The 17,200-nt window shown below is 41.7% G+C and carries 16 protein-coding genes and 2 pseudogenes; 9 read left to right on the top strand and 9 right to left on the bottom strand.

Annotated features, from left to right (window positions below):
• Nucleotides 1–79 precede the first annotated feature (79 nt).
• Both CRO17_RS13680 and CRO17_RS13675 read left to right on the top strand, forming a co-directional pair.
• On the top strand, nucleotides 80–787 hold the full coding sequence (locus tag CRO17_RS13680; protein WP_097043052.1) for a GntR family transcriptional regulator: 708 nt from the start codon (nucleotides 80–82) through the stop codon (nucleotides 785–787).
• A 1-nt stretch (nucleotide 788) separates the two neighbouring features.
• A complete protein-coding gene (locus CRO17_RS13675) occupies nucleotides 789–1,136 on the top strand; it encodes a hypothetical protein (protein WP_097043051.1) in 348 nt (115 codons plus the stop codon).
• A 443-nt stretch (nucleotides 1,137–1,579) separates the two neighbouring features.
• On the opposite strand, the gene sstT is transcribed toward CRO17_RS13675, so the two are convergent.
• Nucleotides 1,580–2,827, bottom strand: a complete 1,248-nt coding sequence (gene sstT / locus CRO17_RS13670) for a serine/threonine transporter SstT (RefSeq protein ID WP_097043050.1) — start codon at nucleotides 2,825–2,827, stop codon at nucleotides 1,580–1,582.
• A 201-nt stretch (nucleotides 2,828–3,028) separates the two neighbouring features.
• On the bottom strand, nucleotides 3,029–4,075 hold the full coding sequence (locus tag CRO17_RS13665; RefSeq protein ID WP_097043049.1) for an SDR family oxidoreductase: 1,047 nt from the start codon (nucleotides 4,073–4,075) through the stop codon (nucleotides 3,029–3,031).
• Between the two features lie 241 nt (nucleotides 4,076–4,316).
• On the opposite strand from CRO17_RS13665, the gene CRO17_RS13660 reads away from it, so the two are divergent.
• On the top strand, nucleotides 4,317–4,619 hold the full coding sequence (locus CRO17_RS13660; RefSeq protein ID WP_097043048.1) for an aminotransferase yhxA: 303 nt from the start codon (nucleotides 4,317–4,319) through the stop codon (nucleotides 4,617–4,619).
• Nucleotides 4,620–4,644: 25 nt separating this feature from the next.
• Nucleotides 4,645–5,040, top strand: a complete 396-nt coding sequence (locus CRO17_RS13655; protein ID WP_097043047.1) for a DUF350 domain-containing protein — start codon at nucleotides 4,645–4,647, stop codon at nucleotides 5,038–5,040.
• A 30-nt stretch (nucleotides 5,041–5,070) separates the two neighbouring features.
• Here CRO17_RS13655 and CRO17_RS13650 read toward each other — a convergent pair whose 3' ends face one another.
• Nucleotides 5,071–5,529: an RNA helicase gene (locus CRO17_RS13650; protein WP_097043046.1), complete on the bottom strand. Its 459-nt coding sequence runs from the start codon at nucleotides 5,527–5,529 to the stop codon at nucleotides 5,071–5,073.
• A gap of 72 nt (nucleotides 5,530–5,601) precedes the next feature.
• Between CRO17_RS13650 and CRO17_RS13645 the strand changes: the two genes are divergently transcribed.
• The 4 genes from CRO17_RS13645 to CRO17_RS13635 all read left to right on the top strand — a co-directional run bounded on the left by CRO17_RS13645 (nucleotide 5,602) and on the right by CRO17_RS13635 (nucleotide 10,253).
• On the top strand, nucleotides 5,602–6,849 hold the full coding sequence (locus CRO17_RS13645; protein ID WP_245864799.1) for a glutathionylspermidine synthase family protein: 1,248 nt from the start codon (nucleotides 5,602–5,604) through the stop codon (nucleotides 6,847–6,849).
• A 427-nt stretch (nucleotides 6,850–7,276) separates the two neighbouring features.
• The gene (locus CRO17_RS17785; protein ID WP_245864798.1) at nucleotides 7,277–7,525 is read left to right on the top strand and encodes a hypothetical protein; all 249 of its coding nucleotides are present in this window, start codon (nucleotides 7,277–7,279) and stop codon (nucleotides 7,523–7,525) included.
• A 39-nt stretch (nucleotides 7,526–7,564) separates the two neighbouring features.
• A complete protein-coding gene (locus CRO17_RS13640; RefSeq protein ID WP_281253835.1) occupies nucleotides 7,565–9,244 on the top strand; it encodes a methyl-accepting chemotaxis protein in 1,680 nt (559 codons plus the stop codon).
• A 115-nt stretch (nucleotides 9,245–9,359) separates the two neighbouring features.
• On the top strand, nucleotides 9,360–10,253 hold the full coding sequence (locus CRO17_RS13635) for a WD40/YVTN/BNR-like repeat-containing protein (protein WP_097043045.1): 894 nt from the start codon (nucleotides 9,360–9,362) through the stop codon (nucleotides 10,251–10,253).
• A 65-nt stretch (nucleotides 10,254–10,318) separates the two neighbouring features.
• On the opposite strand, the pseudogene CRO17_RS13630 reads toward CRO17_RS13635, so the two are convergent.
• The 4 genes and pseudogenes from CRO17_RS13630 to CRO17_RS13620 all read right to left on the bottom strand — a co-directional run.
• A pseudogene (locus tag CRO17_RS13630) lies at nucleotides 10,319–10,635 on the bottom strand (methyl-accepting chemotaxis protein); the annotation flags it as partial.
• Between the two features lie 15 nt (nucleotides 10,636–10,650).
• Nucleotides 10,651–10,773: a hypothetical protein gene (locus CRO17_RS17915; protein WP_281253832.1), complete on the bottom strand. Its 123-nt coding sequence runs from the start codon at nucleotides 10,771–10,773 to the stop codon at nucleotides 10,651–10,653.
• Between the two features lie 264 nt (nucleotides 10,774–11,037).
• The gene (rlmD, locus tag CRO17_RS13625; protein WP_245864796.1) at nucleotides 11,038–12,453 is read right to left on the bottom strand and encodes a 23S rRNA (uracil(1939)-C(5))-methyltransferase RlmD; all 1,416 of its coding nucleotides are present in this window, start codon (nucleotides 12,451–12,453) and stop codon (nucleotides 11,038–11,040) included.
• A 184-nt stretch (nucleotides 12,454–12,637) separates the two neighbouring features.
• Complete coding sequence (locus tag CRO17_RS13620) at nucleotides 12,638–14,167, bottom strand: AbgT family transporter (RefSeq protein ID WP_097043044.1); 1,530 nt, start codon at nucleotides 14,165–14,167, stop codon at nucleotides 12,638–12,640.
• 738 nt (nucleotides 14,168–14,905) lie between these two features.
• Between CRO17_RS13620 and CRO17_RS13615 the strand changes: the two genes are divergently transcribed.
• Nucleotides 14,906–16,213, top strand: a complete 1,308-nt coding sequence (locus tag CRO17_RS13615) for an MATE family efflux transporter (RefSeq protein ID WP_097043175.1) — start codon at nucleotides 14,906–14,908, stop codon at nucleotides 16,211–16,213.
• Nucleotides 16,214–16,276: 63 nt separating this feature from the next.
• On the opposite strand, the gene CRO17_RS13610 is transcribed toward CRO17_RS13615, so the two are convergent.
• Nucleotides 16,277–16,996 carry a DUF3500 domain-containing protein gene (locus CRO17_RS13610; RefSeq protein WP_179637070.1) on the bottom strand — a complete coding sequence of 240 codons (720 nt, stop codon included), beginning with the start codon at nucleotides 16,994–16,996 and terminating at the stop codon, nucleotides 16,277–16,279.
• Nucleotides 16,996–17,151 (bottom strand): annotated as a pseudogene (locus CRO17_RS18065) (hypothetical protein); the annotation flags it as partial. The pseudogene CRO17_RS18065 and the gene CRO17_RS13610, both read right to left, overlap by 1 nt.
• Nucleotides 17,152–17,200 lie beyond the last annotated feature (49 nt).

Raw genomic sequence — 17,200 nt, 5'->3', positions numbered from 1 at the left:
GAATAATTTGAAAAGAGGGTTTCCGTTAACACGCTGCTGTGCTAAAATCGCTCTATCTAAACAAATGAGGAATGTAACGATGCTCAAATACCAGCAAATCGCAAGTGAAATTCAACAGGATATAGAAAAAGACGATCTTCCACAAGGCACTAAATTGCCTGTGCTGGAAACATTTATGTCCAAATACAAGACGAGTAAAAGTACGGTCATTAAAGCACTTAGTCTGCTCGAGCGAAAAGGTCTTGTTTATCAAGTGCGCGGCAGCGGCATCTTCGTTCGCCGCCGAAACCGCAAGGGCTATATCAGCTTCTCCAACCAAGGCTTTAGTGACGAATTGAGTGAATTTGATATTACAGCCAAGGTAATGGAGCTTGATATTCGCAAGCCTCCGGAAGATGTTGCCTTTAATTTAAAAATTCATCCGAAAGAAGATGTCTATTACGTAAGACGTATCCGTTATATTAACGGCCAGACACTTTGTTTAGAAGAATCTTATTACAATAAGTCTATTGTTACGTATTTGAACACTGAAATAGCTACTGGTTCCATTTTCGACTATATTAGTAATGCATTAGGCGTCAAGATTGGCTTTTCTGATTTATATTTCCACATTCAAAAACTGAACCAAGAAGAAGCACAGCAATTGCAGCTAAAGAAAGGTGATCCTAAGCTGTTCGTCGAGACGATATTTTATCTGAATAATGGGGTGCCATTCGACTTTTCTAAGGTGACATATAACTACCAGCAATCACAGTTCTTTTTCCAATCTACGGGACATTCGCTGTAAAATGAAAAATCGCTTGCGGAAAGCCTACGAAAACTGGGAAACAGAGCTAGACAAAAACGAATGGTATTTCAGTGATTGCTTTGACGCGTTGGCTGCAAGACTTTCTCCTTCAGAAGCATTTGATAGCATTCCGGATATTCTCGACGTTTTACTGCATGTAAAGGAAACCTATCTGCTAAATGAAACGCTCGACTTCCTTCTCATTATCTACAACACAGCCAATACGACCGAGTTACATCCTGCCCTCTTAGCAAAGTGCTATGAGATTAACTGTAAATTAGAACTGCTGGGAGATTCGTATAGCAAAAGTGCATGGGATGAGCTCAAAAAGATGCTGCGTGTACCTTGATTCCACGCACAATAAAGCCACCTAGTCTGCTTGGGACCTGGTGGTTTCTTTTATTTTCTTTATTCATTTACCTTCTCAATCAACATTCACCGCTTTAGTAATTACTGGGTCATGACCTTCAAATCCATTCAAATTTGTTTGACGCTAATATTCTCCGTCTGAGCTTTTAACGTACAAGCCTATACCAGATTCGTACTCGACTGAAATGTACTTACCGCCTTTATTAACGGTTGCTTCGAAGTCGATATTATTAAGTTCGAAAGAGCTGCTTTCTTTAAGATAAGCTTTTTCCTGAGCAAACACAGTGTCCAGCTCATCATCGCAGCTTCCCTGAGCGCATCCAGATAAAATCAATAGGGATAATACAAATATCAGACAGCTTGCTTGACCATAATTTAATAAAACAAAAAGACTGCATCCATTCTAGATGCAGTCTTTGCTTTTTATGCTGTTTTATTTGACGTCCTCGCTATCTTTTTTCCCGCTTTTCGTTTCTCTCTATATTCAGCTGTTGCTGTAAATAGGACATCCGTGGAAGAGTTAAGTGCCGTTTCGGTAGAATCCTGTACAACGCCGATTATGAAGCCGACACCAACTACTTGCATGGCAACTTCGGCCGGAATACCGAACAGGCTGCTTGCTAATGGAATTAACAGCAATGACCCGCCGGCTACGCCTGATGCACCACATGCACTGACAGCAGCTAATACACTTAGAAGAATTGCAGTAACAAAATTCACTTCTATGTTGAGCGTATGAACAGCAGCCAACGTCAATACCGTAATAGTAATGGCAGCACCGGCCATATTAATTGTTGCACCTAAAGGAATGGATACGGAATAGCTATCTTTATTCAATCCCAGCTTTTCACTCAGCTTCATATTCACGGGAATATTAGCTGCCGAGCTGCGTGTAAAGAAGGCTGTAACGCCGCTTTCTTTAATACAAGTAAAAACAAGTGGATATGGATTTTGTTTGATGGATAGAAAAACAATCAGCGGATTGACAACTAGCGCTACGAATACCATGCTTCCGAGCAGCACAGCTAGTACTTGACCATAGCTCGCTAGCGATGACAAGCCGTTCTCTGATATGGACTGATATACGAGCCCCATAATACCCAATGGTGCAAACTTAATGATCCAAGTGATGACCTTAGAAATGGCCTCTGAGACATTCGAAATCATAGTTTTCGTCGTATCTGGCGCATTTCGCAGTGCAATACCAAAAAGCACCGCCCAGGCCAGGATACCGATGAAGTTGGAATTTACAAGCGCACTTACTGGGTTATCAACAATATTGAGTAACAAGGTTTGCATTACTTCTCCCAGACCACCAGGAGCTGCTGCTACATCTTCCGGACGATCCGCAAGTGATAAAGTGACCGGGAATAGAAAGCTTGCCACTACAGCCACAAGCGCTGCAGCAAAGGTAGCAAGAAGATACAGACCAATAACCGACTTCATATTCGTCTGCTGTCCTTTTTTATGCTGCGATACAGCTGACACGACCAAGAAAAAGACGAGCAACGGCGCAATCGCCTTTAATGCGCCGACAAACAGCGTTCCAAATATCGTAATAGGTGTTCCTGCATTCGGAATCGTCAGTGCAAAAATGATACCAATAATAAGACCTATAATAATTTGCTGCACTAAACTTATCCGATTCCACTGCTTTAACATGTTTCTCATCGAATACCCCCACTCTAATGTCCACACTAGCTGCTAAAAGAGAGAACAGTGATATGTCCTCTCTAAAAAGACAACTGTCTTTATAATAAGAACAATTATAGAGCTAATTAGGATGGATTACAAGATTTTTCGATAATTTTTTATATCTAGGCAGATAGTACTCCTAAAGTGATTATATTCTCGTTCTGCTTTAAGCGTACTTCAATCATTTTTTCCCATCATCTTCGCCAAGGCCCACGCACCAGCACTTGCTACAATAACTCTTGTTAAAACCGGATGTTTGGCAGCTTTGACGAAGATACTCTTTTTTCGCTTCCAGCCAATGTTCGTTCCGCGTTCGTGTAAGCCATAACCAGCATGATACAAATTGCTTTCTTCCGGCGGGTTTGCGTGCCTATTTTTATCATATTGCGTTGGAGGAAATACAGCTTCCCATATCTTATCTGTGAAACGCGGGAAGTTCGAACCTAGGAACTGCAGGATTTTCGCTTGTGATCCGACGTAAATATCTCGTTTTGGGTTGGCTGCTGCATACAAAATCGCCTCTGCTACTGCTTCTGGAGGGTAAATCATCCCTTTATGAACTGGCATATATTCCTCGTAACTGCGGGCGTGTTCGTTATAAGGTGTATCTACTCTGCCAGGATGAATTAACGTAATAGAAACAGGCACCCGGTCCCGTTCACACTCCATACGTAAGCTTTCTGTCCAGCCATGAACAGCAAATTTGGAAGGTGCGTAAGTAGATTGGACAAGGGTTCCCCGGTCACCAAAGATACTGCCTATGTTAATTAATGCTCCCATATCCCCTCGCTCCAGATAGTGGCGCACCGCTGCTCTTGATCCATAAACAACGCCCCAATAATTCGTCGCAAACAATCGTTTCATATCCTGATCACTAACATCCATTGCATGACCGTAAATAGCTACACCAGCATTATTCACCCATGTATCAAAACGCCCGAATTCCTTTATGGCTGTTTCCGCTATTCTTGTAACGTCTTCTTCCAGACCAACATCTGCTTTCACATAAACAGCTTCATGACCCGCCTGACGCAGCTCTTCTGTCAATTCACGCAGCGCCTCTTCATTCCTCGCCGCTAAAACAACTTTGGCGCCTGCTGCTGCTGCCATACGAGCGGTAACCAATCCAATGCCGCTGGATGCGCCGGTTATGACAATTACTTGATCTTTTAAGTTCTTCAATTTGGTTATGTTCTCTTTTTGTTTCGCAACTTTTTCATTCATACTCCACACTCCTAGCTGTTCTTACAGGTAGTATGAAGCCCAGCAATGAATACATGCATCCATTTAAGAACGAATATGATACTTTTCAAAAAAGCGAAACCAATCTTTTCCGGAACCGTATAAAAGTTACTGAGGATGTAATGAATAAGATTCTCTGCTTTTTGTATAAACGATGGACAATATACATATATATCATTGGCTGTCGCTCTCTGCACAACTTAACGTAAAGGATGAATCGCTCTTGAGTAAATCAACGAAATGGATTACTGGTATCTCTGCAGTCGCGCTTATCGCAGGTATGACAGGATGTTCAAACTCGACGAAAGCCAGTTCTGCTCCTAAGGACACAGACTGCGAAGAATGGGAGCAGGAAGGAGACGCGTGGGAATGCGAGGATTCGAGCTCTTCTTATTACAATCATTACTTTTATAATGGTGCCTTCTATAAGAATAACAGCAGTTTGAAAAGTGCCATTAAGAAGAGCACGTCCAGCACCAAAGCTAGCAAAGGCTTTGGCAGCGGATCCAAATCTTTTGGCGGATAATATTGTATAAAGGAGAAAATTAATCATGGAATTATTCTTAAACTTCTTATCCTACCTTGGGGTAGCAGTCGTACTGTTAGCAATCGGTACAGCTCTCTTCGAAATCACTACAAAAGCAAAGGAATTCAAGCTTATTACAAGCGGAAATCAGACCGCTGCCCTAGTTCTCGGCGGAAAAGTAGTTGGGCTGGCTTTCGTATTAGGATCATCAATTGCCAATTCTATCAGCATGGTAGATATGATTATCTGGGGAGCAGTCGGGATTGTCAGCCAGATCGTCCTTTATTACATTGCCGAGTTAGCCACCGTTCGGTTCAGTATCCATAAAGCAGTTGAGGCAGACAATAAAGCAATCGGTATTCTTTTATTTCTTCTATCCATTTCATTGGGCTGGATTATTGCGCAATGTCTCACTTATTAAAAAAATCCCCGTTTCAGGGGATTTTTTCTATTACTCGACGTAGATGACATAACAAGATCGGTCTTCATCAATTTCGGTTGATGTGACACTCATTTTGCCAAATGCCGGCACCTCTACTGCATCCTTTGTTAGATAACGCAGCACGTCCCAATGTCGGTCTACTTTTATTGTATTCAAATATGTATTCGCTGCATTTCCATGGCTTCCTGGGTACAGCACTTTTCGGAACTCTACTGGTATCCCGAAAGCAGGGTTATAATTCTGTTCATCCGCTTCTTGCGGATTTTCACCAAGATCCTTTAAGGTAAGTTCTTCTTCCTTTTGGTTCATTTCATTTGCTACTAATTCATATTGACGCCCTTGCAGAATGTGGTAGGTACATAATTGCCGCGCCAGCATTTCGTCTTTCTCAATTGCGGGTGCTTTATACTCTAAAAAAGGTTCATATGTGTTTAATCCTCTATCAATATAATAGGTCAGCTTATTCATTTCCTGCCTCCTGTAAATTCCATTATCTAGTATAATATTCTAAACAAAACATGACCGGAGAGGTGATTTGAAGTGAATCCATTCAAACAAAAAAGAGAAAGCTTCTACAAGTCTATTCCTAATTTTTGGGCCGATATGTATGGCGAAGAATACAGTCTCTATGATATACGAGCCATCAGCGAAAAAGATACACACAGAAAAAGACTTTTTGCCTACCGCTGCGGAAAGATCTTATTTAAGACTGCCGATTTACTAGCAAGGCAAGAGATCAGCGATGAGGATTTACTCCGTCTCGGATTCCCGAAAGAAACATTGCGCCTGATCCGCTTGCAAACCATGAAAAACAAAACCATTATCGGTCGATTTGATTCTGTAGAAGTTGATGGTATTGAAAAGCTACTGGAATTCAATAGCGATACCCCTACATTTATTAAGGAATTATTCCATATTAATGAAGCTGTATGTGATGAATTTAGATACAGCAATCCGAATCTAAATGAAGAGAAAAGACTGCGGGCAGTATTGAGAGATGCCATTATTAGTGAAGTACGTAAGATGGATACGGATGAAGTGAATGTCGTGTTTACCTCTCATAGCGATAATATAGAAGACCGAAATACTGTTCTTTATTTGCAGGAACTTGCAGAACTTCCTTCACGATATACACCTTTGGAGAAACTGCGAATTCGCAAGGGGGAAGGTTTATATGACGATTTAGATAATAAAATCGATATATTATATCGCCAGACATTTCCTATTGAAAATCTAATCGAAGATGAAGACCCAGACAGCGGGGAGAAGATTGGCATTTTAATGCTGGACCTCATAGAAAAAAATAAATTGCGAATCATTAATCCGCCAAGCGCCTTTCTCCTGCAAAACAAAGCTATGATGGCGACTGTCTGGGCGCTGCACGAAGAAAACAATCCTTTCTTCACAGCAGTAGAACACCAGTGGATTGAAAGCTACTTCCTCCCCACTTACTTAGATCCCGCCCCTTTCTTGAAATCAGGTTCCAGCTTTGTCAAGAAACCGGCCTTCGGCAGAGAAGGCGACACAGTGGAGATTTACAACAGCGAGGGGAAAAAGGTAAAAGAAGATAAACAGAAAAGCTACACAAACCACCTCTCGGTTTATCAACAGTACGTAGATTTACCGAAAGTCAAAATCCAGACGGTAAAAGGCGAGCAAGAACTGCATCTTATGACTGGTACCTTCCTGCTAAACGGCAAACCGAGCGCTGTAGGATTTCGGGTCGGGAACCAAATTACAGATAACTTATCTTATTTTTTGCCTTGTGGTTATCAGCAAAAAGGATAGAACCAGAGATTTCGGGTCTATCCTCTTCTTTTACTGCTCTTACATTAAAAAATCAGGTTTATCTGCCTATTCCCCTACAAAACCACTAACAAATCCAAAAATGCATAAACACCATTACCTCTCTCAGCTTACCTTATCAGTTTACGTTTCCTACTGTATGTGTAAGATTTCTCTTCCATTTGTGCTTTTGTTCACGTATCTCGTATCACAAGCTGGCATCATGAAAGAAGAATGGATGCGGATTAGATGTTAAGCAGGACTTTAAACAGTATCTTATAAAGTCGACCAGCATCTGTTAGGTCCTATACGATCTATTACCAGATTTCGTCTACTTTTCCACTTTCTTTATTTAAAAAAGTAAACATTTACTCCTTCTTACCGAAATTACTCATATAGAGAGTAATTTCATTACGGAAGGACACAAATAATGAAAAAATTTAGACTAAGCATCAAGAATAAACTAATCACTGCCTTCGTAGCAATTTTAGTTATTCCAAGCATACTCATTGGAATTTTATCCTATCAGAGTGCAAAGAATGAATTATCCGATCAGTTGATCGGGAGCGCAAATGAAAATGTTATTATTTTAAATGGAATTATCGATGATACGATTAGACCGAAAATGCACGATACAGAGTTTTTCGCCGAGAATATAAATCAGTCTTTATATGATTGAAGTGAAAGTCCGCTAGTTAGGGTTCAATTTGATCAATACATTGAATTAAGACCAGAACTAGAAAGTGTATACCTCGGAACTAATGATGGACTTATGATTCAGTCACCAAATAACGTAAAAGATGAAGATTACGATCCGAGAGAAAGACCTTGGTATAAAAAAGCAATGGAAAACCAAGGAAAAGTAATCATAACGGCACCATACACATCCAGTTCTACAAAGAAAATGGTTGTCACTATCGCAAAAACAACCGACGATAATTCAGGCGTAATAGCAATGAACGTCGACCTTAACAAATTGAAAGATACTGTCAGCGAAGTCAATATAGGAAAACACGGTTTCGCAGTTGTATTAGATGAGAATCAAAATGTCATCGTGCATCCAAATGAGGAATCAGGCAGCAAAGCGGAAGGCTCTTATTATGATAAGCAGTACAAAGAAGACGCTGGCCAATTTAAATATGAAAAAGACGGAGAAGCTCGAGAGTTAGTTTTTACAACAAATGAGACAACTGGATGGAAAGTATCTGGAATCATGTCTCTGTCTGAGATTAGTGACGCTACTTCTCCTATACTAGTTACAGGTATTGTGGTAATTGTAATATCCCTTTTACTAGGAGCCTTCGTCATCTTCTCCGTTATCCGATCAATCATTAAACCGTTGAATGAATTGAAGCATACCGCTGAAAAGGTAAGCGAAGGCGATCTTACTGAAAAAGTCGACGTTAAGTCAAACGATGAGCTAGGCCTTGTCTCGCAAGCTTTCAATAAGATGATTGATAACTTAAGCGATCTAATTAGAAAAGTAGAAGATGAATCTGGACACGTTGCTGCCTCATCAGAAGAATTATTGGCTAGTGCCGAGCAAACTACCTCGGTGACGGAGCAAGTAGCTTCTGGCGTCCAACAAGTTGCAAGCGGCGCAGAAACACAAAAGAAAAATGTAGAAGAAAATGCGAGTGCTTTAAATGAAATCGCGATTGGCATCAATAAAGTAGCTGAAAGTGTACAATATGTAACTGACCTCACAGCTCAAGCAGCAGAACAAGCTAAAGATGGCGGAGAATCTGTCAGCAAAACTGTGCGCCAAATGGACACTATTTTTGAGTCAGTTACTGCTTCGAATCAAAAGATTCATTCCTTGCAAGAGCGCTCCAAAGAAATTGGCAGTATCGTTAGTGTCATTGTGGGAATCGCTGACCAAACAAATCTGCTAGCATTAAACGCGGCAATTGAAGCGGCAAGCGCCGGTGAACACGGTAAAGGATTTGCTGTCGTTGCAAATGAAGTAAGGAAGTTAGCGGAACAATCACAGCAATCAGCTACACAAATTGAGCGACTCATACAGGACATGCAGGAAGATACCCAAGTTTCTGTCAGCGTAATGGATGAGGCAACAAAACGTGTCGAAAACGGCATTGCTGCATCTAATGAAACGACAGAAAAATTCCAGAAAATTATTCAAAGTGTTTATGAGATTTCTCCTAAAATGGAAGACGTCGCAGCCATCTCTGAACAAATTGCTGCAAGCATCCAGGAAGTAACTGCACGCGCTGCCGAACTCTCCTCTATTGCGAAAGAAAGTTCATCTGCTTCTGAAGCAATGGCAGAATCCACAGAAGAGCAATTAGCTTCTATGGAGGAAATTGCCGCAGCAGCTAATGCGTTATCCTCTATGGCAGAGGAATTACAGTCTTCATTACGATTATTCAAGTTATAAGTATCGAGCCTCTTTTTAGGGGCTCTTTCTTATTTCTTAAAAGATAGATTATCAAATGAGGTTGTGCCCTTTCCCCTAATTACCATAAAATAGAATAGTAGAAAGGGAGTATAAAATGCGTTATATTATTGGTTTTTGTCTCTGTTTACTTCTATTCACAGGGTGTCAAAAAGAAGAGGAAGCTGCAAAGCCCGAGAAAAAACCTGCACCTTCCGGACCCGCTGTATCATATAAGATTGATCAGTCAGGCTTACAAGTTACCGCGAACAGCGGGCAGGACTGGGAGAAAGTACCTGCGGAAGTTGACGAGATTTTTGGAGGAGAACATCAAGGATCAGAAACAGAGTTAATTGATCAAAGTTATGTTTTAACCGAAGACAGATTTGCTTTTATCATTGGAGGGTTTGAGGAAACATCAGTCTTATCCTCTACGGACCAGGGAAAAACATGGCAGTCGGCAGTACTGCCAAATGCAATTGAAGGTATACGATTCCGGAACATCGGATTTACCAGCGAGAAGAATGGTTTTATCATTTTGTCTGGCGGCAGGACTATGTCTGCTGAAGGAAATCAAATCTACCAAACAACCGATGGCGGCGAGACGTGGAAGCTGATGGGAAGTGCACCAACCACAAGAATCGTTCAAAGCGGAACTTTCGTTTCCAATGATTTAGGCTTCATGAGCTTTGCTTTGACCGGACAAACAGAATACTATCGTACAACCGACGGCGGAGCAAGCTGGCAGCCATTCCAAGTTGACTTGCCTGGCATATACAGTGAGATCTTTACTACAATGGAATCAGCAGAACAAGATGGAGACCACATTATTATGACTGTGGGACAAGGCGCTAATGGAGATTATTATGGCGGCAATGTGATGGCCAAGCTAGTTTCCAATGATAATGGATCCAGCTTTGAAATGACTGGCTTGATTGACCCTGACGATGTCATGACAGAGGAAGAAGAGAAGAATTGGCGAGAAAATGATGATTGGGATTCGTATTTCTAATATACACAAAAGGCTTTGCTCTTCTAGTAAGAGTCAAAGCCTTTTTCATCTTGCCACGTTGAAATTTAAGTAATATCGGACAGTCTCTCTGCTGTAGCTGCTATTCGTTCATAAGCACCTTTAAGTTCTCCAATAGATCCGTAATTCTTATCAATGCTATTCATCACTTGGTTTACCATCTCAGACATAACAGCTACTGATTTCGTAATCTGGTTTAACCGATTCGAAATATCCTCAACCGAATGTTTGCTCGTGTCTGCCATTTTACGAACTTCACTTGCCACCACGGAAAAACCTCGTCCATGCTCCCCGCTCTGGCTGCTTCAATGCTGGCATTCAGACCTAATAAATTGGATTGATCCGCTATTCCTTTTACTGTGGAAGCCATGTTTTTAATTTAATCGATATTTTCTTTTACAACCCGAAATTCTTCGATTAATTTGTCCATATCCGTAACAGCCAGCTGAGATGATTGATGCACTTCGCTTGTGCTGCTATTCATCTCTTTCACTAAAGTCATAAATTCTTTAGAGCTTTGCTTTAAAATGTTCTCCTGCTTCGTTATATCTGTGGCAATCTTTATAATGCTGCCTACTTCACCATTTTCATTAACTGCTGGTGTATAAAATGCATCCAGTCATAAATGCGATAGTATTTACGCAATCTTACACTGTAGGAAATGGAAAATCCAAGGAACCCTTCCTTAATTAATATTGCGCATAGAAAAAGACCCGGAAATCGGAGATATAATTCTCACGAGATCAGGGTCATGAATGAAAATATTTTAGTTAGAGTCTATCTTCTCCAGCATCGCTACACACTCTACGTGCACTGTATGCGGGAACAAATCAACCGGCTGCACTTGATCGAGGCGGTAGCCGAATTGCTCAAGTTCTTTGATATCTTCTGCAAATGTTTCTGGATTACAAGAAACGTAAATGACTTTCTTCGGTTCAGAACGTCCGATTTTACGCATCACTTTGCCGCCTGCACCTGCGCGTGGCGGGTCGAGCAGCAGCAAGTCTGGTGTGCCAAAGTGTTCGAGAACTTGGTCAATACCGTGTCTTGCATTTTCAGCAAGGAAGTACGTGTTGGAAATACCATTATCAGATGCATTTCGTTTCGCAGATTCAATTGAACTTTCCACTATCTCAATACCAGCAAGTTTCTTCACTCGGCTGGCAAATGGCAGGGAGAAGGTGCCGACGCCGCAGAATAGCTCCAGCATATTTTCCGTGCCTTGTGGATTGGCCATTTCAAGCGCTAGATCAATTAGTTTTTGTGCTTGTACCGGATTCGTCTGGAAGAAGGTATCAAACCATAGACGATAACGGTAACCGCTGATTTCGTCATAAATGAAGTCGCGTCCAGACAAGAGATGCATGTCCTCTGCCTGTGTACGGTCTGCCAAATCTGTATTAACGAACCACATGAAGCTCTTCACTTTCGGGTAGTTCTGTTCAATACGTTCTTTCAGCTGCTCCACAGCTTCTGCCAACTCCGCATCAGGTGCTTTTGTTGCGAACAGACCTAACATGATTTCGTCTGTTACGAAAGATTGTCTTACCATTAAATGACGAAGCAATCCTTCATGTGTATCTTTGTTATAACCGCTTAGCTGGTACTCTTTTACCCAAGCAGAAATCTCCATCGCAGCATTCTTCATATCTTCCCCAGCAATCAAACATGTTTCAAGCGGAATGATATTACGGAAGTTGCCTTGTTCATGCAGTCCCATGGAACCATCCGCTGCGAATGTGAACTCCATTTTATTACGGTAATGCCAAGGGTCTTCCTCCATGCCAATTGTATCCTTCACAAGTTCTGGATCAAAACCTTGGCTGATGAGTGAATTCTTCACAAAATCCGTCTTTTGTTTTAGCTGGCCTTCATACTGCCAATGCTGCCACACACAGCCACCGCATAAATCAAAATGCGGACATGGTGCTGTTACACGCTCTGGATGCGCCTCAACTATTTCCTCTAAATCGGCTTTCGATCTTTTCGCATGCGGCCACGCTACAGTAGCGCGCACCTTTTCACCTGGCAGTGTTTTTGGGATGGTTACTTTTATGTTATGAGTCTTGACCAGTTCGTGCTCATACCGAACAACTGCTTGGCCAGCCCCTTTATGATCTAACTGGTTAATTTCTAGTTCCATTAACTCTGGATCCAATTCAATGCGTTTTGCTTTTGGCATTATTCTTCCTCCTTTCTTAACGGAATCTTTAATCTATTATCTAAATGAAAGGTAATTTATAAAAAGGATTCCTATACTTTTTTATCATGTTTTGCGGTTTGATGCTAGCTAAAATTGCAAAAGTCTCGATTCAAGAGAAAAAGACTCGATCCTTAAAAGAATCGAGTCCATCTTGTCACACAGTTCACTGCGTGTACTCAATAGGAGTTCCAGGACCGATTGGCAGCCCTGTCAGCATCCAGATTAACAGCATGATGACCCAGCCGATTGTAAAGGCAATGGAATAAGGAAGCATCGTGGAAACCAACGTTCCGATTCCAACCTTTTTGTCATATTTCTGTGCGAATGCGATAACAATAGCAAAATACGGCATGAGCGGAGAGATAACATTAGTAGTGGAATCAGCTATTCGGTACACAAGTTGTGTGAACTCTGGTGAATAGCCGGACAGCATCATCATTGGTATAAAAACTGGCGCCATGATTGCCCACTTAGCAGATGCACTTCCTATAAATAAATTGATAAAGCCCGATACTACAATAAAGGTGAGTATAAGCGGGATTCCTTTAAACCCTGTGGCGTCTATAAGTGCAGCGCCTTTTACAGCAAGCACAGTGCCTAAATTGGATTCGCTAAAGTAAGCGACAAATTGGGCTGCCGCAAAAGCCAGCACGATATACGCACCCATTGTAGCCATTGTTTCCGATAATTGATTGGCAACGTCTTTATCATTCTTAATTTCTTTGGTGATAAGTCCGTACACCAATCCAGGAATAAAGAATACAATCAGAATGATGGGCACTAGTGTACCTAAGAAAGGCGTATCGATGAAGTTTTCTTCCCCTGCCCGTAATGGTCCCCAAGAAGGGACAACCAGTAACGCAACACCGGCAACCGTTACGAGGAATGCCAGCAGCGCTCCCCACAGCCCTTTCTTTTCTGCTGGTCGTAAGTAAGTTACATCTTCTTTCACACTTCCTCTGTACGTTCCAAGACGTGGTTCTACAATCTTATCCGTAACCAACGTCCCTAGGATTGTAAGCAGGATGACCGATCCGAACATAAAGTAATAGTTCATCGCATAGTTGATACCTTCCGCATAAGCGGGATCAATAATAGAAGCAGCATCTTTTGTTAAACCGCCAAGCAGCGGATCAAGAGATGTAAGCAGTAGGTTCGCACTGAATCCACCTGATACCCCCGCAAATGCGGCAGCCAAGCCTGCTAATGGATGACGTCCCAAACCAGCAAACAACACTGCTCCCAGTGGCGTTAGCACAACGTAGCCGGCATCTGCAGCCATACTGGACATAACACCGCCGAATACTAAAGCTGCTGTCATCAACGTACGAGGAACAGAAGTAACGAGTCCTCGTAAAGCTGCGCTAATCAATCCAGACCGTTCCGCAATTCCAATACCAAGCATCGTAACTAAGACAGTTCCGAGCGGCGCAAAATTTGTAAAGTTGGTAACAGCACTCTCAAAAAGATAAAGAATGCCTTCTGAGCTAAGCAGGTTTTTTACTGCAATCGTCTCTCCGTCGTTGATCGGATCTTCCACACTAAGCCCGATAGCAGAAAAGATGGCTGATAAAATAACCACAGCTACAGCAAAAATGAAGAACAATGTAACAGGATGAGGGAGCTTGTTACCGACTCGCTCGATACCATTCAGAGCGCGCATAATAAAACCAGTCTTCTGTGACTTCTCCATGCTCTTTACCTCCTATAATTATAAAGTTCAGACAATTGCGCGAAATCATACTCTAGTATAGACAAGAGCTCTTATCATTAGAATAGGTAAAAAATCTGGTTCTTTGAGCTGAAAGAATCCAAAATAAGGCCCAGCATATGGTAAAGTTTCTTCACCAATACTAGGCCTTACTAAGGAGTACCTATTTAATTCGTGTTAGCTCGCTGCCTGAGCAGATTAGTTTCTTCCGCCCCGAGAGTTTGATTTCGCTTTCCCTCTTCTTTGTTCATCTGGACGCTTTCCTTCACCATTTTTCTTTTCCCGAGGTGCATAAGAATCTTTTACCATGAAATGTCCCTCCTCTTATCGTGATCGTACAGAATTATGATTTCCGGAAGAGGATGTGTTATGCAAATCTATACGTAGGATTAAAAGTGTTTTTTAAATTTGGCTTTTTAAAAGAATTACATAATGAAACATAGCACAGGCCTCCAATGGTGAAGGAAAAAGACCCTTCCCTTAGATCTACGCCTTTGTTAGATAGGAAGTGACTTATAAAATTCGTCATCACAAAGAAAGATACGCCGACTAATACTCCAAAAATAACTGCACAAATCTGAAGTTCTCTAATTTGTGCGGCCTTCTGCTCTGTGTTATAACCATATTTAGTGTACAAACATCTACCTTTATTAATTGTATCTATACATAGACAGGAGTGTTCATCCCTTGGCGCAGCAGGATTTTTCAAGAGGCCCAATTATGAAGCAGCTAATTACGTTTGCTGGCCCAATAATGCTTACGAATTTATTGCAAGTCTCTTATCAATTTATTGACAGCCTATGGGTTGGAAACCTTTTAGGGGCAAATGCACTTGGCGCGGTAACTATTTCTTCCACCATTGTGTTAACAATTCTGGCGTTCATTATCGGAATTAACAACACCACATTGACGATTCTATCCCAGCAAAGAGGCAACAGAGACAAACAAGGACTGAGAGCTTATTTAAACGCCTTTGTTATAGTGTTAGGTTTGCTATCCATACTCGTGGGCATCATTGGATTGTTATTCTCCTGGCAAATGCTGAGTCTGCTTAACACACCGGCAGGCATGGTCGAGCAAGCACAGACATATTTGCAAGTGAACTTTCTAGGTATTTTATTTTTAATGGGCTATAACTTTATTGGAACTGTATTAAGAGCGTTAGGAGACAGTAAAACACCCTTAAAATTCGTTTTTGCGGCAGTTGTTTTGAATGTCGTATTGGATCCGCTCTTTATTTCTGTATTTGACTGGGGTATTCAAGGCGCTGCGTATGCGACCATCTTATCGCAAGGTGTAGCCTTTCTATTAGGTCTAGGTTACACCATGCGTCACCGGCTTGCTCCTTTTGCCATCCCTTTCTTACCGACAAAGAAGCAGGTATGGCTGATCCTGAAGCTTGGTATTCCATCCGGATTGCAAATGATGGTTATTTATGCTGGTGTAACAGCGATTATGAGTGTCGTCAATTCATTTGGCGGAGCTGTTACAGCAGGTTTCGGAGCATCACAGCGAATTGACAGCTTAATTACACTGCCTGCCATGGCATTAGGAACAGCGGTGAACAGCATGGCCGGTCAAAATATCGGGATTGGCCGCTGGGACCGGGTCAAGGAGATTGCTAAATATGGCGCCCTCTACAATTTAGCAATCATGTTCGTCATTGCAGTTTTTGTTTTTCTATTAGCAGAACCGCTAACCGGTCTGTTTATTGAAGAGAATCAGGCTTATGCATTTGGTACGGATTATTTAAAGATCATCGCCTTCTTCTATCCATTTATTGGCCTTAATTTTATCTTAAACGGCATTGTCCGGAGTTCAGGAGCAATGTACCAAGTCTTAATCTTGAACATTATATCATTTTGGCTGCTGCGATACCCACTCACCTACGTTTGTTCGGCTTTTATCGGGCAGAACGGAATCGCCTTAGGAATGGGAATTAGCTTTATCTTGAGCAGTATTTTTTCTTTCTCCTATTATAAATGGGGCAAGTGGAATCAGAAGCAGTTATTCAGTGAAAAAAATTAACTCGGCAAAAAGAAAAAGGCGCTGCATCGTTAACAGCTGCAGCGACTTTTTCGTATTTAACTGTTATTCTGTAAACGATCCGCCATAATCGGCTAGTTTGTCACGCCATACTGTATGGAAGTGTGCTTCCGCATCTTCTCCGCTGTTGTAGCCTACACCTTGCTGCGAAGCGAATTCCAGCCATAAACGAGGTCCGTCAATTCTTACATAAGAACCTACATCATCATAATCAGTAGAACCAGCCCAGCCAATATATGTTTCGGCAAGTGCTTCATCAGATAAGTATACATCCAGCAATTCCTGTGCAGTATCCTCATCAGCATCTTCTACCCAAGCTTTAATAGCTGTTTGTACAAGCTCCTGCTGGTCCTCACTCAAGTCTGTATACAAAATTCCTTCACTTTCTTCAGGAAACTCACCGTCACTGTCTGCTCCTACTACTACATCTCTGAACGTTTCATCGATTTTCGCTTCGGCAAGCTGCTCTTCATCTAGTGAGTCAATAATGGAGTACAACCCATCTTTACGTGTTTCAATTGGAGAGTAAGTTGTGCCATCCAATTCAAACGTCTGCGGCTCTGTACCAGTGAATTGCGGAGTCGCGCTGACTTCTTCTCCATTAAATACAAGGTTCTCTGCCAAATGGTGTCCGCTGATCTGCAGCATCCACGTATCCGTATCAGACGGTTCACCTAATATAGCGATATAGTACAAGCCAGAACCCCATTCAGTCCGGCCCGTATCCGTTGTCAAGAACTCATCAGCTCGTACAATATTAAGCATCATCTCATAACCGGTTCACTTAATGATCCCTTGGCAAGCGCTAATGCAGCTTCTACACTTTCCTCAGATAAATCACCTAATGCTACTCCATTACGGTTGGTTGAGTTAGCAGGCAAGTTCGTCCAATGCTGTGCATTTTCTTCGGTGAACTTATATGTAGCTGTTTCTTTTTGATCATCTGTTAACGTATCTAAGAAAGCTTCA

It is taken from the genome of Terribacillus aidingensis, from assembly GCF_900215625.1.
In the GTDB taxonomy this organism is placed as follows: Bacteria; Bacillota; Bacilli; order Bacillales; family Amphibacillaceae; genus Terribacillus; species Terribacillus aidingensis.
The sequence above is the reverse complement of the archived record's forward strand: the minus strand, read 5'-3'. Positions and strand labels throughout refer to the sequence as shown.